The sequence below is a fragment of the Halovibrio sp. HP20-59 genome, assembly GCF_033052795.2.
In the GTDB taxonomy this organism is placed as follows: domain Bacteria; phylum Pseudomonadota; class Gammaproteobacteria; order Pseudomonadales; family Halomonadaceae; genus Vreelandella.
The window spans coordinates 1-266 of the sequence record NZ_JAWJUW020000099.1 but is presented as its reverse complement, the minus strand read 5'-3'; the positions used below and the strand labels follow the sequence as shown (position 1 = coordinate 266).

The following is a 266-nucleotide window of genomic DNA, read 5'->3' as shown; positions in this document are numbered from 1 at the left end:
CACTGGCCACGAGCATGCCGCTGGCCGCGCTGGCCCAGGCGCCGATTGCCGCGCCGCCGCCACTGCCGCGCACGGCACTGCCGGTGCCGGCCGCGGGCTGGCGTGTTTACGGCAACAAGCCCGAGACCCAGGCCCAGCCGACCACCAGCGCCGATGGCCGCAACCTGCTGATCCAGCAGGCCAGCCAGCGCGCCATCTACGCCTGGAAAAGCTTCGACATCGGCGCGGACGCGGCCGTCACCTTCGAGATGGCCCAGCCGGGCTCC

Annotated in this window: 1 protein-coding gene; it reads left to right on the top strand. The window is 73.3% G+C overall.

The features are described 5' to 3' along the window. Positions 1-14: 14 nt before the first annotated feature. Positions 15-266: hypothetical protein (locus RZA33_RS19525; protein WP_317509830.1), on the top strand; the 252-nt coding region annotated here is incomplete at its 3' end.